Origin of the sequence: Acinetobacter sp. V89_4 (genome assembly GCF_029967875.1) — a bacterium.
Lineage (GTDB): Bacteria > Pseudomonadota > Gammaproteobacteria > Pseudomonadales > Moraxellaceae > Acinetobacter > Acinetobacter oleivorans.
In genome coordinates this window covers 637,320-659,162 of sequence record NZ_JASCAI010000028.1, presented here as the reverse complement: position 1 = coordinate 659,162, position 21,843 = coordinate 637,320, and the positions used below count along the sequence as shown (strand labels likewise).

Genomic DNA, 21,843 nt, shown 5'->3' with positions numbered 1-21,843 from the left:
TTGTCATTTATAAAAGATATGTTTAGTTTGCATCCACAACTTGCTCAAGATACTTTTTTTGTCGGCGATTTTCCGCTTTCAACATGTCGTTTAATGAATGATATGCAATTCCCGTGGTTGATTTTAATCCCTCGTGTACCGGGAATCACAGAATTATATGAATTGAGCCAAGCTGATCAAGAACAGTTTTTACGTGAATCAAGTTGGTTATCTAGCCAGCTAGCTCGAGTATTCCGTGCTGATAAAATGAATGTTGCAGCTTTAGGTAACATGGTACCTCAGTTGCATTTCCATCATGTTGTACGTTATCAAAATGATGTTGCATGGCCTAAGCCAGTTTGGGGAACACCTGCAGTTCCATATACAAATGATGTACTGGCTCATATGCGTCAAACCCTTATGCTTGCTTTACGTGGTCAAGGTGATATGCCTTTTGATTGGCGCATGGATTAAATCAATGCAATGCCACATTTATACGAATGTGGCTACATTGAGGTATGGAGGACAGGGTGCAATTAGAGAGGTTTATCGATAGAGAGCCTAAGCAGTTTGCATATTTTCATCGTTTGATGGGATATTCAATTCTGTCCTTAATTTTAGTGATCTATGCTTTTACCTCACCTAATACAAATTATCAGATCTACGTTCCTCCTTTTTTTCTCTTTTTACTTTTTATTAGTTCGAAGTTAGAACATTGGCTTCAATACCAATTCGATAAGAAAACTCAAAAAAGTGTCTTTTTTGCAATTGATGCAATTGTTGTAGCGGTTACCTTGGCAGGGCTGCATCTCAATTTAGTCCCTACATTTATTGCGGTATTTGCATTATTTTATTCTGCAATTAATAGTCGTATTTCTTTCGCAGTTATTTGTTTGACGAGCCTGCTAGGCGCGATTATTTTTTATTTAAGTACTTTTTTCCTATTTGGTTTTTATACATATTTTGAACCTACTAGCCAAGAGTTAACTGTAATTACACTCTTGGGTTTGGTCATGTTTATTACCATTGGAAATTACTACCAACATCGTTGGGTTAAAAAAATCAGTCAGCAGCGTCAACATTACTATGACCAAATGACCCGCTATATTGCTTTTGCTAATCAGTTAAGCCGATATGCACCACTACAGTTGTGGCAATCTATCATGCGCGGTGAGGCAGAAGCAAAAATTGAATATAAACGAAAAAAAATGACTGTATTTTTTTCTGATATTCAGGGTTTTACAGAATTATCAGAAACTTTAATCCCTGATGATTTGGCATTTTTGCTTAATGACTATTTAAGCCATATGACGGAAATTGCCAAGCAGTATGAAGCTACCGTCGACAAATTTATGGGGGATGCCATCCTCATATTTTTTGGTGATCCGAATTCTCAGGGTGTAGAGCAAGATGCAAAAGCCTGTGTAGAAATGGCAATCGCTATGCGTCAGCAAATGAAATTGCTGCGTGAGCGTTGGAAAAAAATGGGCTACTCAGCCTTACATATTCGCATGGGAATTAGTACTGGTTACTGCCACGTAGGGAACTATGGGGCAACACATCGTATGGCTTATACTATTGTAGGTCGTGATGTGAATTTGGCAGCTCGTTTACAATACGCTGCTGAAATAGATGAAATTTTAATTTCAGATGATACTTATCAATTAATTAAAAGTGATTTTCTTTGTGCTCCAAAAACACCAATTTACTTAAAAGGTATTCAAGGTGCTGTGAAGACATGGCAGGTAATGGAGAAATACACAGGGAATAAGTCAGATCATCAGCAATGGTTCGACTATGAATATAAAGGCTTTCATTTAGTACTTAATTTAGAAGAAGTACAAAACTATGAGTACCCTGAATTAGTAGAAGTACTTGAGAAAATGATTCAACGACTTAAAGTTCAACAAACTTTAATTAATACTCAAGGTATTGCACGTTTAAGACTTGAAGATGAAGTTAAGCCTATTGAAATTGATCAACAAGATCAGGTGTAAAGCTTAAAACGTGAAGTAAAAAAAAGCTGCTTTAAAAGCAGCTTTTTTATTTTAATGGCTTTCGGATGCGTGATTGATTGTATATTTAGGAATCTCAATTTCTAAATCTTCATCAACAATCTTCACTTGGCAAGAGAGACGAGAATCTGGTTCAAGACCCCAAGCGCGATCTAAAAGATCTGCTTCAACATCATCCATTTCTTCTAGGCTGTCAAAACCCTTACGAACGACTACGTGACAAGTTGTACATGCACACGACATGTCACAAGCGTGTTCAATTTTAATTCCTCGATCAAGCAAACTTTGACAAAGATTTGCATTTTGTTCAACTTCAAATTCTGCGCCTTCAGGGCAAAACTGAGCATGAGGAAGTACTTTAATACGGGGCATATTGATCACCTATACCTTTAGTTTGAATTTGACCAATCTTCAAGTTTTGTACCTTTTAAGGCGTGGTCAATATGTCGATTCATACGTAGTGCGGCAAAAGCATCACTATGTACTTTAAGTTGTTCTACAGCTTTTTCAATTGCTTGAATATCATTGCCTTCAAGCTGAACTTTTAGCAAATTTTCAGCAGTTTTAAGTGCTTCAAGCTGCTCATCATTAAGCAAATCAGCATCAACTTTGAGAGCTTGTTCTAATGCTTCAAGTTCACGTTGGGCTTCAACTTTGGTTTCTTTTAAATGGCGTAGATTTTTATCTTCTTCCGCGTGTTGGAAACCTTCAATTAATAAGCGCTCAGTGTCAGATTCTGATAAGCCATAAGATGGTTTAATATCAATTTGAGCCTGTACACCAGAAGTTGTTTCACGAGCTGAAACAGTAAGTAGACCATCTGCATCTACCTGAAAGGTAACTTCAATACGTGCTTGACCAGCCGTCATTGGTGGAATGCCGTGAAGGACAAATTTTCCTAATGAACGACAATGTTCTACCAAATCTCGTTCACCTTGAACCACATGAATAAGCATGGCAGTTTGGCCATCTTGATAAGTTGTGAATTCTTGACGACGTGCAACTGGAATAGCAGTATTACGTGAAATAAGGCGCTCTACTAATCCACCCATGGTTTCTAGACCAAGTGAAAGAGGAGTTACGTCTAAAAGTAATGAACCGTCTTGAGTGTTTCCAATTAATTGGTTGGCAGTAATTGAAGCACCAATTGCAACCACTTCATCTGGGTTGATCGTGCAAAGGGGTTCTTGATTAAATACATTACGAACCGCTTGTTGAACAGCATACGAACGCGTAGAGCCACCCACTAAAACAACATTTTGAATATCTGATAATTCAAGTTTTGCATCACGTAAAACACGCTTACAAACACTGATTGTTTTATCTAAAGCAACTTGAATAATACTTTCAAAAGTTGGACGGTCCAGTGTTAACACATTTTCAAGTAATTTTAACTGAACTGATTCTTGAGTAGATAATTGTTCTTTAGCTTGACGAGCAGCAACCATAAATACTGCATATGCTTCATCGCTCAAAGTATCAATATCTAACTGCTTTTTAGCCCATTTAACAATGAGACGGTCTAAATCGTCACCACCTAGAGCAGTGTGGCCACCTGTAGCTAATACTTCAAAGACACCTTGTGAGAAACGCAAAATTGATACGTCAAAAGTACCACCACCTAAATCATAAATTACGTAGTTATGATCTGTAGCTAAATTAGTTTCTTGGTCTAAACCATAAGCCACAGCAGCAGCAGTTGGCTCATTTAATAAACGTAGTACATTCAAACCAGCAAGTTGTGCTGCATCACGAGTTGCTTGTCGCTGAGCTTCATCAAAATAGGCAGGAACAGTAATAACTGCACCATTTACTGGATTTTGTAGGCTAGTTTCAGCACGATCTTTTAATTGTTTTAAAATTTCTGCAGAAATTTCAACAGGGGTTTTACGACCAGCACGTGTTTCAAAAGCTGGCATCTCATTTTCAGAACCCATTAATTCATATGGATGCTGAAATTTGATATCCGCTTTTGAACGACCCATAAAGCGTTTTACAGAAACAATTGTATTTTTCGGGTCGGCAATAAGGAAAGGCTTTGCTTCTTCACCGTAGTGAGTTGCATCGTTTCCATAGTGCACAATAGAAGGAAGGAGTCTTCTTTCTTTTTCATCATTGAGTACTTTAGGCTTGCCTGATAACACTGTCGCAACTAAGGAGTGTGTTGTTCCTAGGTCGATACCAATCGCAATGCGGTGTTGGTGTGGGGCACTGGATTGACCCGGTTCAGCAATTTGCAAAAGTGCCATGAGTTAAATCCCTTGAATATAAATTGGAAAAAGCAAAATTAAAAATCGTCGTCTAAATCAAAGTTGTCTTCGTCATCCAACATTTGATCTTCTGCTTTTTCAATATCATTAAGAACGCGCTGAAAGAACCGTAATTTACGTACAGTATCGCGAGCTTCACCCCAGTCTTCATCTGAGTAATCAATTTTAAATTCGCGAACTAAACTTTCTATCCATTGAAACACTTCTTGTTTAAGAGTGCTTAGATGTTCTGGGGAGGTTGCTTCATCAAGTTGCTCGCGAAGTTCCAAAGCTGATTGTAAGAACTCAAAATCGCTAATAGATTGATCAAGGTGATGATCTTGCTTTTTTAATGCTAAAAGATAAGCTGCGCGGCTATCTACTTGCGATAATGTTTTAAAAGCTTGATTGATTTCACTTGATTTGATCAATGCCTGATTTTTATCTTCTGCTTTATCTGGATGATATTGCTGCTGCAAATTCAAGAAACTAGATTTTAAGCTCGCCAAATCGATATCGAGTTCTACGGGTAAATTGAACAACTCAAAATGATTCATTAGAAAGGAGGTCCACGTTAATTAAATACATTAAAACAGTGCTATAAAAGACACTGTTTTAATGAGAGATGGAAGGAGATGGGTTATACAGTGAAAGACTCACCACAACCACATTCACCTTTTTTATTGGGGTTGTTAAATTCGAACCCTTCATTAAGGCCATTTTTGACGTAGTCCATTTCTAAGCCTTCTAAATAGACATGACTTTTTGGATCTACAAATACCTTAACGCCAAATTGTTCGAAAACTTCGTCATGTTCATCGACAGAATCAACAAATTCAAGAACGTAAGCCAACCCAGAACAGCCAGAAGTTTTCACACCCACGCGAATGCCTTCACCCTTACCCCGGTTTTTGAGGTAATTGCTAATATGAGTAGCAGCATTTTCAGTTAAATGAATCATGAAAACTCCAACGTTTACAGTAATAACAAATTAAGCTTTTGATTTTTTAGTGCGGTAATCTTCAATCGCAGCTTTAATCGCATCTTCAGCTAGTACAGAGCAGTGAACTTTTACTGGTGGAAGAGCAAGCTCAGTTGCGATATCAATATTCTTGATTGCTTGAGCTTCATCAAGAGTTTTACCTTTTAACCACTCAGTTACAAGTGAGCTAGAAGCAATTGCTGAACCACAGCCATAAGTTTTAAAGCGTGCTTCTTCAATCACACCGCTATCGTTTACTTGAATTTGTAAACGCATCACGTCGCCACATGCTGGTGCACCCACCATGCCTGTACCTACATTTTCAGAGTTTTTGTCTAAAACACCAACATTACGAGGGTTTTCGTAATGATCAATTACCTTTTCGCTATAAGCCATTTCGCTTCTCCAAACCTCGGGGTCAGCCTAATATTAATATGAGGGTAAAAACACTAATTTCAATGAATTAGTGTTCAGCCCATTCAACTGTAGAAAGATCGATACCTTCTTTGTACATATCCCAAAGCGGAGAAAGTTCACGTAATTTCTCAACAGCGGCTTTGGTAATTGTAAGCACATGGTCAATATCTTCTTCAGTTGTGTATTTACCAAAACTGAAGCGGATAGAGCTGTGTGCTAGCTCATCAGATAAACCTAATGCGCGAAGAACGTATGAAGGCTCTAAAGTTGCAGAAGTACAAGCAGAACCACTTGATACTGCAGCATCTTTGAGCGACATCATTAAAGATTCACCTTCAACAAAGTTAAAGCTGACATTTAAATAGTTAGCAACGTTTTGAGTTGGATGGCCATTTAAGAAAACTTGTTCAAGATCTTGTAAACCATTCCAAAGCTTGTCGCGAAGCTTGCGAATACGCTCTTGTTCTGCTTGCATTCTTTTGCCAGCAATTTCAAAAGCTTCACCCATACCTACAATTTGATGGGTAGCTAAAGTACCAGAACGCATACCACGCTCATGACCACCGCCATGAATTTGTGCTTTTAAACGAACACGTGGACTACGACGTACATATAATGCACCGATACCTTTTGGACCATAAATTTTATGAGCTGAGAAACTCATTAGGTCAATTTTCATAGTAGATAGGTCAATTTCAACTTTACCAGCAGCTTGAGCAGCATCTACATGAAAGAAGGTTTTATTGGCACGTGTTAATTCACCAATTGCTGCTACATCTGTAACTGTACCGATTTCGTTGTTTACCATCATAAGAGAAACAAGAACAGTATCAGGACGAAGGGCAGCTTTTACCATTTCAGGGGTAATTAAACCAGTTTGTGGTTCTGGTTCTAAATAAGTAATTTCAAAACCTTGGTCTTCTAATTCACGACAAGGATCTAGAACAGCTTTGTGTTCAATTTTACTTGTAATGATATGCTTGCCTTTAGATGCATAAAATTGTGCTACACCTTTTAGAGCAAGGTTATCTGATTCAGTTGCACCAGAAGTCCAAACGATTTCACGTGGATCAGCTTTAATTAAATTTGCAACTTGCTCACGTGCATATTCAACTTTCTCTTCTGCCTGCCAGCCATAAGCGTGGGAACGAGATGCAGCATTACCAAAGGTACCGTCGAAAGTTAAACACTCCATCATACGTTCTGCAACTTGCGGATCTACTGGAGTGGTTGCTGCGTAATCAAGATAAATTGGACGTTTCATATCAAATACCTGTACCCGATAAAAGAGCTGAATCTATGCCAGTCACATTTTGGCGTAATGCAACAGTTTGAACGTTGTCTCGGCTAATGAGGTCGGCAAGAGAGATTTTTGCTAAATAGTCGGCAATATGATGAGAGAGTTCTTGCCATAAATCGTGTGTGAGACACATTGCACCATTTTGGCAGTTACCTTTATGGTCGCAACGAGTTGCATCAACAGTTTCATTTACAGCTTCAATAATTTCTAACACAGTAATTTCATCAGCATTTCGAGCCAAATGATAACCACCATTTGCACCACGAACACTAGAAACTAACCCATGACGCTTAAGTTTTGCGAATAACTGTTCTAAATAAGCAACTGAAATGGATTGGCGAGCTGCAATTTCGGCGAGCGTGATCGTTTGTTCAGTTGGCTGCAAAGCTAAATCAAGTAGAGCAGTCACTGCGTAGCGACCGCGAGTTGTAAGGCGCATGATTCGATACACATGTTAAGACTAGATAATAGGATTTTATGAATCCCGACTAAAATAGTCAAGTTTTTTTATTTTTAATTCAAGTGCAGGAACAAAATGGAAAAATAATTTAAGCAACCCACAAATTATATATGAAATAAACAATAAATATCAGGCTAATTATACCAAAGGAGAAGTTAATATTTCGTTGACGCTGCTGTAAGCGAGTAATTCGATTTTGATATTGTTTAATTTCCACATGAAGTGAATTGATTTCTGATCGTTGTTGATCAATTTTTTCAAGCAATGGGGCAATTCTTTTGCGTGAAGCAAGAGCTTCAGCTTCATCATCAGGTGAATTAAACCATTGCTTCCAGTCTGCTAAAAGTTTAGGCAGAGTAAGGTGTGAAATTAAGTCTAATAACTCTTTTTTAGTTTCTTCATCACCATCAATACGCATATTTTTAAGACTGCGCTGGTTTGAAAAAGCGAAAATCTTAATTAAGTCGATAAGCGTACTATTGATTTCAAGATCAATACGTCGGTCAAAAGAATGGATATCGAATAGCAAACCCTTTTCTGTAAATTGAACATAAAAGTCAAAAAAAGGTAGATAGCTATTGATACGAATAGTCGTTTTGTTTGAAATAAACTTTTTCGCTTGCAAGCGAAGAACACCATCGTGGGTGAGAATAAATGAAAAGAAAGTTTCTAAAATAATTAGAACGATATTCAGCAACAGACGGGGATGTTTTTGTCTTTGTTGCGTTTCACTCATAAAAGTTTATCCTTACAAATAGCAGTTAACCGAAGAATGGGACATCCTATCCCAAACTTAACACAATGTCGTGTTAAATATATTTACATGACTTAATTGCTTTGTAGAACAGTTTTGTAAATGGATCAAGTCTTTACTTTGATATTATAGAAATATTTTGTGGTCAAATCAGTCATCATCTCTCTCATCTGATTAGGAGTTTAGATTAATGGATAATGCAAACATAGAGACACAGGCAGAAGAGTCAGAAGAAAAAAATAAATTAAAATCAAGAAGTTCAAGAAAATCAGCTCTGGATTTTAGAAAATATACCAAGCAAATTTGGTTAGCTGGACTAGGAGCTTTTTCACGTGCAGAAGAAGAGGGCAACAAACTCTTTGATTCCTTAGTCAAAGTTGGTGAAGAACTAGAGTCAAAAACTGGAGACTTAGCAGATAACACTGTAGGCAAAGTCACAGAAAAAGCAAAAGAATCTGTATCTGAAACAAAAGATAAAGTAGAGAAAATTCTCGATACCAGTGTAAACCATTCTTTAAACCGGATTGGATTGGTCACTCCGAAGGATTTACAGCACATTGAACAGCTCTTAGTACAGCTTCATATTAAGGTGGATGCTTTAATAGAAGAAAACCAGCAATTGAAAGAAAAATTGAATAAAAAGTAAAAAATGTTGGGATTTAGCAAATATATAACAGTTTTTTAGCATTTATTTTCGCTAAAAGCCCTGCTCTAGTATTGCGTTTTCCCCCAAAGCATTGCTATAAAGGCGTCATGGCCTTTTAAACTATAGCCTTGGACCTTAAACAAACGATATTAAGAGGATGTTTTATTCATGAATAAATCAGAATTAATCGATGCAATTGCTGAAAAAGGGGGAGTATCTAAGACTGATGCAGGCAAGGCACTCGATGCGACAATTGCGTCAATTACTGAAGCACTTAAAAAAGGTGACACAGTAACTTTAGTTGGTTTTGGTACTTTCAGTGTTAAAGAACGTGCTGCACGCACTGGTCGTAACCCTAAAACTGGTGAAGAGCTTCAAATTAAAGCAACAAAAGTACCTAGCTTCAAAGCTGGTAAAGGTCTTAAAGATTCAGTAGCTTAATCTTTTAAGATGATTAAACGCGCCAATATAGGCGCGTTTTTTATTAAAAATCTGAATTGACCAATATTGCTCATTCATTGATTGTGGTTTTTCAGTTAAAATTCTCCTCGAAATAAAATATTGGAATACTTATGGAATCGTTTCGTACAGTCATTAAGGGTTGGCTCGGCAAAGTCCTTCTAATTTTGTTTTTGACCCCTTTAGCACTTGTAGGTATTGAAGGATATTTTAATAGGGGAAACAAGGCTGATGTTGCAAAAACAGTAAATGGCCAAGAAATATCTAAAAAAGACCTTGAAACTTTAACTCAGTCTTACAAAGAACAATATTTAGCTGCTGTTAAAGGCGATGAGAGTTTACTTAATTTGCCTGTTATTCAGGCTAAGGCACTCGATATTTTAGTGTCGCGTAATTTACTAATTCAACAAGCTGAAAAATTAGGTATCTCACTTAGTGATACTCAAATTGAGCAAATGTTAGCTCAACAGCCTAGTTTGCAAGAGAATGGACAGTTCTCGCAAAAACTCTATGAAAATTACTTACGTTCTATTGGTATGACAAGTCAGGGCTTAATCGCTAGTCTTCGTCAAGATCATGCTTTAAAAATGCTAACATCAACTTTTTCTGATTACTCTTTAGTAAGTAAAGTTGATTTAATGCAAATTGCGAATTTGCAAACTGAACAACGTACATTACATTTGGCTAGTATTAAATTAGATGGTTATAAAACTGGTTTAACTGCTTCTAATCAAGAAGCTACAGATTATTACAACAAACACCAAAATGAGTTTAAACAACAATCTTCTGTTGATGTGGATTATGTGGTTGTATCGCCATCACTAATGGCTAAACCAGCTCCTGCAACTGAAGCTGAACTTCAACAAGCGTATAGCAAGTTTGTTGAAACTCAGAAAAAAGATGCTAAACGTACTGTGAAGCATATTTTAATTACTACTGATGCTCGTGATGATGCCGCAGCTCAAAAACTTGCTAAAGAAGTATATGCGAAAATTCAAGGCGGTCTGACATTTGCACAAGCTGCATCTCAGTTCTCTGAAGATCCAAGTTCGAAAGCAAAAGGTGGTTTAGTTGAAGCGTATGCACCAGGTGTTTTTTCCGATGCATTTGATAAAACTGTAGTGAGCTTGAAAAATGGACAGATTTCTCAACCAGTAAAAACTCAATATGGTTATCATATTATTGAGGCAGAAACTCAAGCTAGTCAAATCCCTTCATTCGAAGCAGAGAAGGCGCGTTTAACTGCTGAGGTTGAAAAGAATAAAGTTGCAACTGTTTATTCAGATACCGTAAACAGTTTAAATGAAACGATTGTTGGTAATGATTCTTTAGAAGCTGTTGTACAAGAAGTAAAAGGTACAAAAGTTGAATCATTAAATGGCGTAACTTTAGCTACACAAAATCCATATTTAAGTGATCCAAACGTTAAAATTAAATTGTTTAATGATGACGTGAAAAATGGTGACCGTAATGCATCCTCTAATATTCAGTTAGCGAATGGTGATACGGTATGGGTTAAAGTACGTGATTATCATGCTGCTGGTGTAAAACCTTTAGCACAGGCGATGAATGAAGCAAAAGCAAAAGTTATCGATGAAAAAGCGCGTAAAGCTGTTCAAGCTAAAATTGCTACAATGCTAGCTGAATTTAAAACTCAACCAGCAGATCAAGTAGTTGCTAAAAATAAAGTAGCATTTGAATCGGCTGGCGTATTTAGTCGTTCACAAGGATTAAAGCGTGAAATTGAGCGCGCGGCATTTAGTGCAGCTACACCTAAGCCAGGTATGTGGTCTGTTACAACTGCAAATTTACCAAATGAGCTAGTTGTTGTTGCAGTTTCAAATGTAAATTCATCTGCTGCGAATGCTATTCCTGCTGATCAGTTGCAGCAGTTAAAGCAACTTTATCGTCAGTCACGTGGTCAACAAATATTAGAAGATTACAGTCAATATTTAAAATCACATGCAAAAATTAAATAATAATTTGATTCAATAAAAAAAGCGCCTCGGCGCTTTTTTTATTGGTAGTTAATCTAAGCTGTGTCCAATATATTGCTGTCTATATTGTTTAGGAGATAAATCAAAAATTCGTTTAAAGGCCTGACTAAATGCTGTTTCGGATGAATAGCCAACCTTATTTGATATTTGCTGAATTGATAAATTACTTGTGCGTAAATACTGACTGGCTAAACGGAAACGGTAATGCTGTAAATAAGTTAGAGGTGGCTCACCAATAATACTACTAAACAAATTTGCAAATTTAGAACGTGACATACAACATTGTTCAGCTAAAGATTCAACTGTCCATGTGACTTCTGGCTGGCTATGAATCGCAGATAGCGCATTGCTTAGTTCGGGATGAGTTAAAGCATTTAACCAGTTTTGTTGATCTGTCATCCGTTGAATATGATCACGAATGCATTCGATGAGCAAAATACTGACTAAGTGATCAATAATTTTGTCGTGACCCGGCCTGATTTTTTGAGTTTCGATTGCTAGAAAATAAAGTCCAATTTGTAGCCATTCAGGTGGGGTAGTTTGATTTTCATGCTGAATATGCATGATGGACGGCAGGGCATTAATAAGTGGCCCAGCCATATGAGTATCGATTTGGCAGCGTAAAGATAGCAATAATGTATTATCTGGAGATGAAGTACCAAATTCGATGGCATCTTGTCTATGACCATTAAAAAGCGACGTTATATCTAAAGAATCTACCAACTTACTCGCTGTTGATTTTGAGTCAGTCGCACTATGTGCTTTCCCCGAAGGAATCAAAATAATATCTCCAGCAGTCGCAGTTATTTTTTCTGAAGTGTTAAGTTGAATATATACAGAACCAGTTAAAACAATATAAGCAAGTAAAGCAGATTGATCTTGTGTTTTAAAAGCCCATTCTCCTTGCGCTTTTAAATAGATGTATTCAGACTTATTCAGGTGAATATCATCAAAAAATTTACTTAGTGCATCCATATTTAAATGATCAATCATTATTTTAATAAAATTATAGTGAGCTATAAGAATAGATCAACATGTGTTTTTAGGACAGAAAAGTGGAAGAAAATGCCAAAGACTTTAACATAGGTTTTTTGGACGGTTACTACTGTTAACTAAACACTATTTCTTTAACTATATAGACATATAGAAAAAGGAAATATAGCTATGAATGCACCAGTAAATGTTCAGCACGAACTTATGCCAGTGCCTGCGTCTATGCGTGAAATAGATCGCAAACGCTTTTTATGGATGATTAGTCCTGCTTTACCTGCTATCGGTTTAGCTATTTTAGCTGGTTATCAGTTTGGTCCACGCCCTTTGAAGAAAGTCTTCGCATTAGGTGGTCCACTTTTACTACATGTCGTGATTCCTGCAATTGATACTATTATTGGGAAAGATGCTCGAAATCCGACAGATGAAGAAATTAAGCTTTTAGAAAAAGATCCATATTATTCACGTCTTGTGAAGAGCTTTATTCCTCTACAGTATGCTGCAAATGTTTATGCATGCTATTTAACAAGTCGTAAAACGACATCTTTTATTGATAAGATTTTACTTGGTATTTCAATGGGTGCAATCAATGGTATTGCGATTAATACAGCCCATGAGTTAAGTCATAAGCATGATCGTATAGACCATATTCTGTCTCATCTTGCTTTAGTTCCAACTGGCTATAATCATTTCCGTATTGAGCATCCTTATGGTCATCATAAGCGTGCAGCAACACCAGAAGATCCAGCTTCATCACGTATGGGTGAAACATTCTATGAGTTCTGGCCACGTACTGTTATTGGTTCTTTTAAGTCTGCAATTGAAATTGAAAAAAATCGTTTAAAACGTAAAGGTAAAGAGTTCTGGTCTTCAGATAATGAACTATTACAAGGTTGGGGAATGACTGCTGCTTTTCATGGTTCTATGGTTGGAATTTTTGGTAAAAGTACAATTCCATATTTAGCGACACAAGCATTTTATGGCATTAGTCTTTTTGAAATTATTAACTATATTGAGCATTATGGTTTATTACGTCAGAAAAAAGAAAATGGTCAATATGAACGTACAATGCCAGAGCATAGCTGGAACAATAATAACGTAGTAACAAACTTATTCTTGTACCAATTGCAGCGTCATTCAGACCATCATGCTTATCCGACTCGTCCATTCCAAGCATTGCGTCATTTTGATGAGGCACCAGAGCTACCAAGCGGTTATGCCAGTATGTTATTACCAGCATTAATCCCTTCATTATGGTTTAAAATAATGGATAAGCGAGTTTTTGATCATTATAAAGGTGATTTAAACAAAGCAAATATTTCGTCAAAACGACGTGCAAAAATCTTTAAGAAATTTGGTGTAGTTGATAAAGCGTTAGACAGTACAACTACCGAATAAATAAAAAATTTAATTCCTGAAATACGAAGCCCTCTAGTTTAATCGCTAGAGGGCTTTTAAGTTTTTACATAAAAACTAATAAAAGAAGGGGAAATTTCCCTTAATTATTATTTTAGTTCGCTAGAGGATTTACCCAGTTCTCGGCGGGCAATGATTAATTGCTGGATTTGCTGAGTACCTTCAAAGATATCGAGAATCTTCGAATCACGTGCCCATTTTTCAAGTAACTCATCTTCGTTATAGCCAACACTTGCTGCCAATTCGACACATTTTAAAGTGATCTCATTACCCACACGACCTGCTTTTGCTTTTGCAATAGAAGCTTCCTTAGAGTTTGGTTTTTTGTTATCTGCCATCCACGTTGCTTTTAACATGAGTAGGCGAGCGGCTTCCCACTCAGCTTCCATACGGTAGATTTGAGCTGCAAGGTTAGAAGCATGTAGGTAGGGGGTAGAGTAATTAGGATCGAGTTGATCTTTAAAAATCTCTTTAATACGTTCTAGTGAAGCTTTAGCACAACCGATTGCCATTGCTGCAACTAAGGGACGAGTATTGTCAAAAGTTTCCATTACTCCAGCAAAACCTTTAGCGACATCTACTTCGGCATTACCTAAAAGGTTTTCGGCTGGCACACGGCAATCAATAAAACTAATCACTGCCGTATCTGAAGCTTTAATTCCTAATTTATGTTCGAGACGTTCAACCTTCATTCCCGGTGTACCTTTAGGTACCACAAATGACTTAATCGCTGCACGTCCAAGTTTGCGATCAAGCGTGGCCCAAACGACGACAGAATCTGCACGTTCGCCAGAAGTCACAAAAATCTTTTCACCATTTAAAATATAGTCATTGCCATCTTTGGTTGCAGTGGTGCGGATCGCAGCAGAGTCAGAGCCGCATCCTGGCTCAGTAATGGCCATTGCTGCCCATGTTCCGTTAAACCGTTCTAACTGTTCATCATTTGCCACAGCAGCAATTGCTGAGTTCCCAAGCCCCTGACGTGGCATACTCAGCAATAAGCCTGTATCGCCATAACACATCTCAATAATTCCAAGAGCGGTCGACATGTTGGTTCCGTTACGAACACTTTCACTTTCTGTATCACCACGCTTTCCAGCACCTGCAGCTCCAGCATTAATACCTTCGCCACCTTCATTCATACCATCAATGAGTGAAGCGAGCATATCCAGCTCTTTGGGATAAGCATGCTCAGCCTTATCATATTTACGAGAAATAGGGCGTAAAACATTGATCGCAACATCGTGTGCCTGATCAATCATCATCTTGAATTTTTTAGGATTTTGTAAATTCATTAAAGTATCCTCTGATTGATCATTTAAGCATGTAAGCCAGATTGTAAAATTGCAGTAGCGCGTAGATCACGGTACCAGCGTTCAACTGGATGTTCTTTTGTGAAACCATGTCCACCAAGAATTTGCACACCATCTGTACCGATTTTCATGGATTTTTCAGCACAAAGTAGTTGGGCCAGATAAGCTTCGCGGTGAAATGGTTTGCCTGATTCTGCAAGGCTTGCTGCGTTTAAAACCAGCATACGCATTGCATCAATTTCAATAGCCATATCTGCAATCATGAAAGCGACACTTTGGCGATGAGAAATTGGTTCACCGAAAGCAGTTCGTTCATTGGCATATTTAATACAATAAGCTTTAACAGCTTCACATGTACCTACAGCCATTGCACACCACATTAAGTTCCCCAAATCTAAAAAAACAGTGTAATCAAAGTCTGTTGCGCCTAGTCTAAGAGCGGGTGTGTGATTAAAACGAAGAGTTGCAGTTTCTGTGGCTTTAAGACCCATGGCCGGAGTGTTTTTTATTGAAATTGTGTCACCGCATTGCACGACAAATACGTCTGGCTTGCCGTTAAAGTCTGCACTTACTAAAAATACATCAGCTAAATCACCTAAAATTACTAATGTTTTTTCGCCATTAATAAAAAACTGATCATTTTCAAGTGATGCTTTTGTTTTTAAAGCATAAGGATTAAATGCCGGAGTTGCTTCTTGAACTGCAAAGGTTGCTGTAATGTCTGAGTCTTCTGCAAAACAGGGTAGGTACATTGACTGAACTTCAGCAGAACCCCAACGTGTGATTGCATTGATAACGCTAAATGTACTGAGTAATCCTGCTGTAAGGCTAAAATCACCTTCAGCTAGTTTTTCAGCTATTAATAGATTACTTACAATATTTTGTTCGGTCGCGACACCGCCTAATGCCTCTGGAAGTGCATAGTAGTTAAGACCTAAATCTTCAACATATTGCCAAAGACTTTCAGGAAACTGAGCATTCTGGTCAGCTTCATGTGCTAATCCTAATAGAACCTCTTGAGCAAATTGAGACATTGCATCAGAGGTCATTTGTTGTTCTTCAGTTAGGCTTAAATCAAATAGATTTTTTTGTTGGCGAGGTAATCGCTGTTGGGAGATCTGTTTTGGTTTAAATGCTTTTTGAGTCTGGCTTAATGCTTTAAAACCAGCTTTTGAACCTTGATAAAGAGATTTTTCAACAAATTTACGCAACTTGAGTTGATCAAGTACATCGCTTCCAGCCAATCTGGTAATTAGCGATAAACCCAAACCCTGAGCTTTATTGATCATACTTGTCATGATTATGGTGTCCTAACACGTTGTTATTGTTTTATGCTGACACGCCTCATATTAAAAAACTATGTCGTTACTGACATTCAAATAATGAGTAGATAAATGGCAAATAGAAAATAATAAAATTATAAGTTTTTGATTTTATTTGTTTAAAAATATTTGATGATTGGGTGGGTTCAGAGGTATTGACTAGAATGACATGGAATCATTCTAGTCCTTTATTAAATTAAGCAAAGTTACGAATCATACGTCGCACATTTGTTTTTGCATCAATAACCGTCATAAACGTATAGGCCCCAATAAACTTACGGCTAATAAACATAAATTCTTTTGGAGGAACTGAGAAATAACGTGATGCCATTGATTTACTTGCTTGCTGCATAACACGGCTATGTAACTGACTTTTCTTCCAGTCATAACGTTCATGTTCATCCATAAGGCCAGCGGGCATATCTGGATTATTTGCAGGGGTACTAAATGCTTCTGTCGCGATTAAAAACACATCAGCCATGCCGGGTTTAATACTTTCAGGCATTGCATCAAAAAATTCATATCCAGTCATGGCTTGTACCATCGCATTTTTATCATGCTGATAACCTGCTTGAATGAGTTGACGTGCAACTGCTAACAGATGTTCATCAAACTGACGGATAGCACCAAAATCTAATAACACAATTTTGTCTTGAACGTCTTGGCCATTACCCAAACGAACAAGGTAATTACCAAAGTTAGGGTCAGTCTGCATTTCACCCCATTCAAAAATTTCACGAACTGCAATTTCGAGTGAAGCTTCACCGAGCTGATTACGACGCTCTTGAGGTAAAGACAACATCACAGGGCTATTGATTGGAACACCACGTTCAAAAGTCATGCAAAGTACTTGATTAGTGCAGTATTCATCTACAATTGTCGGAACAATATAACGCTCGTCATCTTTTAAGCGTTCACCGAAACGACGGGTAGTGGCAGCTTCAACATCATAATCAACTTCACGATGCATCATTTCACGTACTTCATCAAACCACTGATCAAATTCACGGGTTTGTGGCACCATACGTGTCAGTTTAAGCATGTTTTTAAACAAGCTCATATCTGAATCAATTGCATTTGCAACGCCAGGATATTGGATTTTTAAAACTAACTCTAAGCCGTCTGATTTACGTGTTGCACGATGTACTTGTGCGAGAGATGCAGTACCAATTGGTTCATGATCAATCGTTAAATCATTTAATTTAGCACCCAATTGCTCTTGTAAATGTGGCTTAATTGCAGGCCAATCTAAGGCAACGGTTTGGTTATTTAGGGTATTTAATGCTTGTGTAATCTCTTCTGGTAAAAAGTGTTCACCATAAAGAGCCATCATTTGGCCAATTTTAACAATAGAACCCTTAAGTTTACCTATTTCAGAAACCAGATAGTTAGCTTGTTCGCTCATCGCTTTTTTGCGTTTCTTTTCTTTTTCTTCTTCATTAGAAAATAAAGAAGAGGCACTTGCAGTTGCCCAACGTGTTCCTGCAAGTAAAGAAGCTTTCGCGATTGATAAGCGTCGATCCATGGAAGAAGTTTTTAAACTCTTAAGCTTATCTTTCTGATTTGACATGAAAATAGAATCCTATGCGCATCATGCAGCCAAACGCTGGTGATCTAAAATTGTAACGAATATTACATGTTTTGAGCGTATTAAAATAGTTCTCTCAGACTGAATGATAGGCCGAAATGGTCATCTTTATTCCAATAATTCTTAAATAGCCTAAGCAATTCGGAAATTTAAGAAATTAAAACAATTCAGATGACTAAAACTAAGATAAAACAGATCTTTGATAACAAAGTGGATTACATTTTAAATTGAATCTTTAATTCAGATTTCTGCATCAAATGCAGGCGATTGGTCTGAATATGTTGCAATAACATCTGTTTGACTGAATCATGCATAAAGCCAAGTGCATGAGCTTTTACTATAATGATGCTAGGAAGGGTATAAAAGAAGTACTTAACATCATCAAGAGTTGCGTTATTAAAAATACCTTGTTCAATTAACGTCTGCTGCAAAAAATGCTTTTCATTTAATACAGAATCTGAAGATTCATCCCAAAAACGGTGACGCATCGCCATCAGATTGTTGTGTTTATAACTCATAAAATTGTCAGCTCAGACTTCAAATCTAAATAAAATATATGGAGTCGAGCAACGAATATCAAGTTGAGATTATTTTTTCTTCAGTTGCTGTTTGAATTTTTATGTAACTCTTGTAAATAGCCTAAGCAAATTTAAAAATTTTTCTAAAAAAACTATAATCGAAACAATTTCATCTATAACACCACTTATCATGACTCCTGCATGTAGATTGTTAAAAAGTAATAAAATCGAATTTTCTATTCATGAATATGAACATGATTCAAATGCCAAAAGTTTTGGATTAGAAGCAGCCGAAAAATTAGATTTAGATGTAAACGAAGTATTTAAAACTCTAATGGTAAGTGACGATAAAAATTATTTCGTTGCTGTCTTGCCAGTTAATCACCAATTAAATTTAAAAAAAGTAGCTACGGCGTTTGGATGTAAAAAAATACAGATGGCTAATCCTAAAGATGCCGAACGTTTAACAGGATATTTAGTAGGAGGGATTAGTCCTTTAGGCCAAAAGAAACGATTAAAAACGGTCATTGATGCATCCGCTCAAAACTTTAATAAAATTTATGTAAGTGGGGGAAAAAGAGGGCTAGATATTGGTTTAAATCCAAAAGATTTAGCTCAGCTTTTAAATGCTCAATTTGTTGATGTACTTGATCAATAATAATGGTTTAAAAACTTACTTTAAGAACTAACCATGATTCTCTATCTATATTGAGAAAATACTTTATGCAGATCTTTTTTTAAAAGAGAGAAGCACAAATAATGAAAAAAAGCTTGAACTGTCAAATGAAAATGATTATCATTATTGTTGATGGCAGTGTAGTTATTTTCTAATAAGGAGCAAAGACATTGGTTGTAATATCAATCTTATATTCTATTCGTTCATGCTCATTTTCTTACGAATTTTAGAGTTATACCAGAAGCACCAATAATGAGAATAGCGAAAGGTGAGTTGATTCCTGGTATGTGACACCTGCGAGACATTATAAAAATATGCAGGTTCAAGTAGCGGTAAATGGAACTAAGAAAAATAAATACTATCAGCGCAACAAAAAGAATAAACCAAGAGTGGCAAGCGAGGATGGCTTGCTACTCTTGTATTTACAGTTAGCTTCATACTTATTCATATTGTTCAACCTTTTTAGAGTTTTAACTCTGCTCAGTAACAGATCTCTTATATTTTTGATTAAAAAATAACCACTAATGTTTCATTTATTAATATCCCGCCTTTTTAACCAATTTTTTGTATACCCTGAATAAAACATGATCAAAAAAGAGGAAAAAGCGTGCTTATTTTTCATGGAAAACCTGTTCATGGAGCAATTTTTGATATGGATGGGACAATGTTTGATACTGAGAGGTTGCGGTTTCAAACATTGCAACATGCATCTCAAGAACTCATTGGACAGGAGTTTTCACACGAATATTTAATGCAATGTTTAGGTTTAAGTGCAACTACGGCTGAGCAATTGGCTCAACGGTTATATGGTGTAAATGTTCCCTATAAAGAAATTCGAAAAAAAGCTGATGAAATGGAACTCGAATATATTCGAAAACACGGCGTACCGATTAAAAAAGGTTTGGTTCAAGTTTTAGAACGTTTACGAAAATCTGGTTTAAGAATGGCTGTGGCTACTTCAAGCCGTAGAGCAATTGCCGAAGAATATTTAATTAATGCGAATGTTTATAAATTTTTTGATGTGGTTACCTGTGGTGATGAAGTAGAGCAAGGAAAGCCACATCCAGAAATCTTTTTAAAAGCGGCTAGTCAACTTCACTTGGACGCTAACCAGTGTCTTATGTTTGAAGATTCTGAAAATGGTTTAACTTCAGCTCACACTTCAAAAGGTTTAACCATTTTATTAAAAGATATTAAAGAACCAAATGACGAAATGCTGGAAAAAGCACATTTTTATTATGATCAGATGTATGACTTTTTAACCGATCTCGACCAATTTATTCCTGTTATGGATATGCCAGAGATGCAGGAACCTTTTCCGCAAAGCCTAAATCAACTGACGGTTGGAATACATGGTTTCGGTGCTATTGGCGGTGGTTATATAGCGCAAATCTTGTCACATTGGGATGGGTACACAAAACCCAAGAGAATTATTGCTTCAACACGTAATAGTCTTTTTCGAGAAGCTGTGAATGCATTTGGAACTTATAGTATTCGCTATGGACAGTTTTCTTATGATGAACGTATTGAGAATATGACCATTGTTGATTCTGACAATGAGCAACAAATGCTAGAGATGTATACACATTCAAGTTTGATTGCACTTTGCTTACCTGAACAAGCGATCGAGACTGAAGCAAAAATAATTGCAAGAGGATTATATGCGCGTTTTAACTCGCCACTTGAAACATGTATTGAACCGCTAACTTTTCTAATTATTTTAAATAAAGTTGGTGCGAAATATTTGGTTATGAAGCATCTTAGAGAAGCTCTACTACAGTTAACCAACGATGAAGATGTAACTGAGCATATTTTAAAAGAACATTACTTTTGTGACACCGTTGTAAACCGCATGGTTTCAAAGCTATCTAATCAGAATTTATATCGTCAACTTCGTATTAAGCATCACTTTCTTGAACAGCATTTATCTGATGTGGAGCATGAAGAACAAGTCGAAATTGAAGATTGCAATAAACTGTCCCAAGATCAGCAAAATCAGGCATCTTTATATGTTGATAACATGCGCCGTAATTTCCAGCCAGGTCATATATTACAAAGCATGGACCTAATTCTGTTTCATAGCGAAACGGATATGCCAATTTATGTAGAAAAAGGCAGCCCTCTACTCGAAAAGTTACGTCAACTTGTCTTGGTTAATCAGATTACAGATATTCAATTAATCAAAAACCGACTATGGAATGGCGTGCATGCCATGCTTGCTTGGTACGCATCTTTACTAGGTTATGAATCTATTGGTGTTGCCATGGGTGATCATTCAGTTAAAGCCTTTGCAGAAAACTTAATTATAGAAGTAAAACAGGGGCTTGCAATTGTATTGCCTAACTATGCAAAAGATCTGAACCGAATGGCTCAAAGTTTTCTAGACTCATGTGAATACGCATTTAAAGATCCGTGTCAAAGAGTAGCTCGAGATCCATTACGCAAACTCAACCATAATGAACGTGTCATGGCATCAATTGAAATGAACATAAATCATGATTTACCTTATAAAAATTTATTAAAAGGTACTGCTCTAGGTTATGCCTATGCGATTCAATTTTTAGAAATTGATGATAATGCTGCTATTCAGCATTTACAGCAACAAATTCTAAAATTAGATCTGAATATGACTCAAAAAAGACAGCTTGAAGTTGATTTGGTCCAACACATTCAATATTTGTTTTCTGAACAAGACCAACAGCTTTTGGATATGAAAACTAACAAATCCAGAACGACAGCTACCCAATATGTTTGAAGGCATT

At 36.8% G+C, this 21,843-nt stretch carries 21 protein-coding genes; 8 read left to right on the top strand and 13 right to left on the bottom strand.

Annotated elements, in window-relative coordinates; genetic code table 11:
- Positions 1 to 18 precede the first annotated feature (18 nt).
- A complete protein-coding gene (locus QLG01_RS14720) occupies positions 19 to 453 on the top strand; it encodes an HIT domain-containing protein (RefSeq protein WP_004792657.1) in 435 nt (144 codons plus the stop codon).
- A 56-nt stretch (positions 454 to 509) separates the two neighbouring features.
- Complete coding sequence (locus QLG01_RS14715) at positions 510 to 1,976, top strand: adenylate/guanylate cyclase domain-containing protein (protein ID WP_023274248.1); 1,467 nt, start codon at positions 510 to 512, stop codon at positions 1,974 to 1,976.
- A gap of 51 nt (positions 1,977 to 2,027) precedes the next feature.
- Here the strand turns inward: QLG01_RS14715 and fdx are convergent, their stop codons facing one another.
- From fdx to QLG01_RS14675, 8 genes are all read right to left on the bottom strand, one after another.
- A complete protein-coding gene (gene fdx, locus QLG01_RS14710) occupies positions 2,028 to 2,366 on the bottom strand; it encodes an ISC system 2Fe-2S type ferredoxin (protein ID WP_004792653.1) in 339 nt (112 codons plus the stop codon).
- Positions 2,367 to 2,383: 17 nt separating this feature from the next.
- Positions 2,384 to 4,243, bottom strand: coding sequence for a Fe-S protein assembly chaperone HscA (gene hscA, locus QLG01_RS14705; RefSeq protein ID WP_151826383.1), 1,860 nt, complete (start codon positions 4,241 to 4,243; stop codon positions 2,384 to 2,386).
- A gap of 38 nt (positions 4,244 to 4,281) precedes the next feature.
- Complete coding sequence (hscB, locus tag QLG01_RS14700; protein ID WP_005304822.1) at positions 4,282 to 4,800, bottom strand: Fe-S protein assembly co-chaperone HscB; 519 nt, start codon at positions 4,798 to 4,800, stop codon at positions 4,282 to 4,284.
- A gap of 83 nt (positions 4,801 to 4,883) precedes the next feature.
- On the bottom strand, positions 4,884 to 5,204 hold the full coding sequence (iscA, locus tag QLG01_RS14695; RefSeq protein WP_004792648.1) for an iron-sulfur cluster assembly protein IscA: 321 nt from the start codon (positions 5,202 to 5,204) through the stop codon (positions 4,884 to 4,886).
- A gap of 30 nt (positions 5,205 to 5,234) precedes the next feature.
- Complete coding sequence (gene iscU, locus QLG01_RS14690; RefSeq protein WP_004792646.1) at positions 5,235 to 5,621, bottom strand: Fe-S cluster assembly scaffold IscU; 387 nt, start codon at positions 5,619 to 5,621, stop codon at positions 5,235 to 5,237.
- A 67-nt stretch (positions 5,622 to 5,688) separates the two neighbouring features.
- Positions 5,689 to 6,906, bottom strand: coding sequence for an IscS subfamily cysteine desulfurase (locus QLG01_RS14685; RefSeq protein ID WP_005304823.1), 1,218 nt, complete (start codon positions 6,904 to 6,906; stop codon positions 5,689 to 5,691).
- A gap of 1 nt (position 6,907) precedes the next feature.
- The gene (locus QLG01_RS14680) at positions 6,908 to 7,381 is read right to left on the bottom strand and encodes an Rrf2 family transcriptional regulator (RefSeq protein WP_004792640.1); all 474 of its coding nucleotides are present in this window, start codon (positions 7,379 to 7,381) and stop codon (positions 6,908 to 6,910) included.
- A 109-nt stretch (positions 7,382 to 7,490) separates the two neighbouring features.
- Complete coding sequence (locus tag QLG01_RS14675; RefSeq protein WP_282496824.1) at positions 7,491 to 8,138, bottom strand: hypothetical protein; 648 nt, start codon at positions 8,136 to 8,138, stop codon at positions 7,491 to 7,493.
- A 208-nt stretch (positions 8,139 to 8,346) separates the two neighbouring features.
- On the opposite strand from QLG01_RS14675, the gene QLG01_RS14670 reads away from it, so the two are divergent.
- From QLG01_RS14670 to QLG01_RS14660, 3 genes are all read left to right on the top strand, one after another.
- The gene (locus QLG01_RS14670) at positions 8,347 to 8,802 is read left to right on the top strand and encodes a phasin family protein (protein WP_049836542.1); all 456 of its coding nucleotides are present in this window, start codon (positions 8,347 to 8,349) and stop codon (positions 8,800 to 8,802) included.
- 168 nt (positions 8,803 to 8,970) lie between these two features.
- Positions 8,971 to 9,243 (top strand): HU family DNA-binding protein, encoded by a 273-nt coding sequence (locus QLG01_RS14665; protein WP_001043034.1) that lies wholly within the window; start codon positions 8,971 to 8,973, stop codon positions 9,241 to 9,243.
- 131 nt (positions 9,244 to 9,374) lie between these two features.
- Positions 9,375 to 11,240, top strand: coding sequence for a SurA N-terminal domain-containing protein (locus tag QLG01_RS14660; RefSeq protein ID WP_151988016.1), 1,866 nt, complete (start codon positions 9,375 to 9,377; stop codon positions 11,238 to 11,240).
- Between the two features lie 48 nt (positions 11,241 to 11,288).
- Here QLG01_RS14660 and QLG01_RS14655 read toward each other — a convergent pair whose 3' ends face one another.
- Positions 11,289 to 12,251, bottom strand: a complete 963-nt coding sequence (locus QLG01_RS14655; protein ID WP_151988018.1) for an AraC family transcriptional regulator — start codon at positions 12,249 to 12,251, stop codon at positions 11,289 to 11,291.
- 171 nt (positions 12,252 to 12,422) lie between these two features.
- Here QLG01_RS14655 and QLG01_RS14650 point away from each other — a divergent pair, with 171 nt between their 5' ends.
- Positions 12,423 to 13,646: an alkane 1-monooxygenase gene (locus QLG01_RS14650; protein WP_049836544.1), complete on the top strand. Its 1,224-nt coding sequence runs from the start codon at positions 12,423 to 12,425 to the stop codon at positions 13,644 to 13,646.
- Between the two features lie 107 nt (positions 13,647 to 13,753).
- Here QLG01_RS14650 and QLG01_RS14645 read toward each other — a convergent pair whose 3' ends face one another.
- The 4 genes from QLG01_RS14645 to QLG01_RS14630 form a co-directional block, all read right to left on the bottom strand.
- Positions 13,754 to 14,959, bottom strand: a complete 1,206-nt coding sequence (locus QLG01_RS14645; RefSeq protein ID WP_282496823.1) for an acyl-CoA dehydrogenase family protein — start codon at positions 14,957 to 14,959, stop codon at positions 13,754 to 13,756.
- A 23-nt stretch (positions 14,960 to 14,982) separates the two neighbouring features.
- The gene (locus QLG01_RS14640) at positions 14,983 to 16,266 is read right to left on the bottom strand and encodes an acyl-CoA dehydrogenase family protein (RefSeq protein WP_171496053.1); all 1,284 of its coding nucleotides are present in this window, start codon (positions 16,264 to 16,266) and stop codon (positions 14,983 to 14,985) included.
- Between the two features lie 229 nt (positions 16,267 to 16,495).
- Positions 16,496 to 17,869 (bottom strand): AarF/ABC1/UbiB kinase family protein, encoded by a 1,374-nt coding sequence (locus tag QLG01_RS14635; protein ID WP_005304840.1) that lies wholly within the window; start codon positions 17,867 to 17,869, stop codon positions 16,496 to 16,498.
- 233 nt (positions 17,870 to 18,102) lie between these two features.
- Positions 18,103 to 18,405: a hypothetical protein gene (locus tag QLG01_RS14630; protein ID WP_005304842.1), complete on the bottom strand. Its 303-nt coding sequence runs from the start codon at positions 18,403 to 18,405 to the stop codon at positions 18,103 to 18,105.
- Positions 18,406 to 18,595: 190 nt separating this feature from the next.
- On the opposite strand from QLG01_RS14630, the gene ybaK reads away from it, so the two are divergent.
- A complete protein-coding gene (ybaK, locus tag QLG01_RS14625; RefSeq protein WP_151767297.1) occupies positions 18,596 to 19,063 on the top strand; it encodes a Cys-tRNA(Pro) deacylase in 468 nt (155 codons plus the stop codon).
- A 625-nt stretch (positions 19,064 to 19,688) separates the two neighbouring features.
- A complete protein-coding gene (locus QLG01_RS14620; RefSeq protein ID WP_282496822.1) occupies positions 19,689 to 21,836 on the top strand; it encodes an HAD family hydrolase in 2,148 nt (715 codons plus the stop codon).
- Positions 21,837 to 21,843: the final 7 nt, after the last annotated feature.

What these genes read in the sequence shown, in the direction of transcription:
- QLG01_RS14640 (WP_171496053.1), bottom strand. Translation starts at nt 16,266, where the DNA reads ATGATCAATAAAGCTCAGGGTTTGGGTTTATCGCTAATTACCAGATTG.
- QLG01_RS14630 (WP_005304842.1), bottom strand. Translation starts at nt 18,405, where the DNA reads ATGAGTTATAAACACAACAATCTGATGGCGATGCGTCACCGTTTTTGG.
- QLG01_RS14645 (WP_282496823.1), bottom strand. Translation starts at nt 14,959, where the DNA reads ATGAATTTACAAAATCCTAAAAAATTCAAGATGATGATTGATCAGGCA.
- iscA (WP_004792648.1), bottom strand. Translation starts at nt 5,204, where the DNA reads ATGATTCATTTAACTGAAAATGCTGCTACTCATATTAGCAATTACCTC.
- iscU (WP_004792646.1), bottom strand. Translation starts at nt 5,621, where the DNA reads ATGGCTTATAGCGAAAAGGTAATTGATCATTACGAAAACCCTCGTAAT.
- QLG01_RS14685 (WP_005304823.1), bottom strand. Translation starts at nt 6,906, where the DNA reads ATGAAACGTCCAATTTATCTTGATTACGCAGCAACCACTCCAGTAGAT.
- hscB (WP_005304822.1), bottom strand. Translation starts at nt 4,800, where the DNA reads ATGAATCATTTTGAGTTGTTCAATTTACCCGTAGAACTCGATATCGAT.
- hscA (WP_151826383.1), bottom strand. Translation starts at nt 4,243, where the DNA reads ATGGCACTTTTGCAAATTGCTGAACCGGGTCAATCCAGTGCCCCACAC.
- QLG01_RS14660 (WP_151988016.1), top strand. Translation starts at nt 9,375, where the DNA reads ATGGAATCGTTTCGTACAGTCATTAAGGGTTGGCTCGGCAAAGTCCTT.
- QLG01_RS14635 (WP_005304840.1), bottom strand. Translation starts at nt 17,869, where the DNA reads ATGTCAAATCAGAAAGATAAGCTTAAGAGTTTAAAAACTTCTTCCATG.
- QLG01_RS14650 (WP_049836544.1), top strand. Translation starts at nt 12,423, where the DNA reads ATGAATGCACCAGTAAATGTTCAGCACGAACTTATGCCAGTGCCTGCG.
- QLG01_RS14655 (WP_151988018.1), bottom strand. Translation starts at nt 12,251, where the DNA reads ATGATTGATCATTTAAATATGGATGCACTAAGTAAATTTTTTGATGAT.
- ybaK (WP_151767297.1), top strand. Translation starts at nt 18,596, where the DNA reads ATGACTCCTGCATGTAGATTGTTAAAAAGTAATAAAATCGAATTTTCT.
- QLG01_RS14675 (WP_282496824.1), bottom strand. Translation starts at nt 8,138, where the DNA reads ATGAGTGAAACGCAACAAAGACAAAAACATCCCCGTCTGTTGCTGAAT.
- QLG01_RS14680 (WP_004792640.1), bottom strand. Translation starts at nt 7,381, where the DNA reads ATGCGCCTTACAACTCGCGGTCGCTACGCAGTGACTGCTCTACTTGAT.
- QLG01_RS14670 (WP_049836542.1), top strand. Translation starts at nt 8,347, where the DNA reads ATGGATAATGCAAACATAGAGACACAGGCAGAAGAGTCAGAAGAAAAA.
- QLG01_RS14665 (WP_001043034.1), top strand. Translation starts at nt 8,971, where the DNA reads ATGAATAAATCAGAATTAATCGATGCAATTGCTGAAAAAGGGGGAGTA.
- QLG01_RS14720 (WP_004792657.1), top strand. Translation starts at nt 19, where the DNA reads ATGTTTAGTTTGCATCCACAACTTGCTCAAGATACTTTTTTTGTCGGC.
- fdx (WP_004792653.1), bottom strand. Translation starts at nt 2,366, where the DNA reads ATGCCCCGTATTAAAGTACTTCCTCATGCTCAGTTTTGCCCTGAAGGC.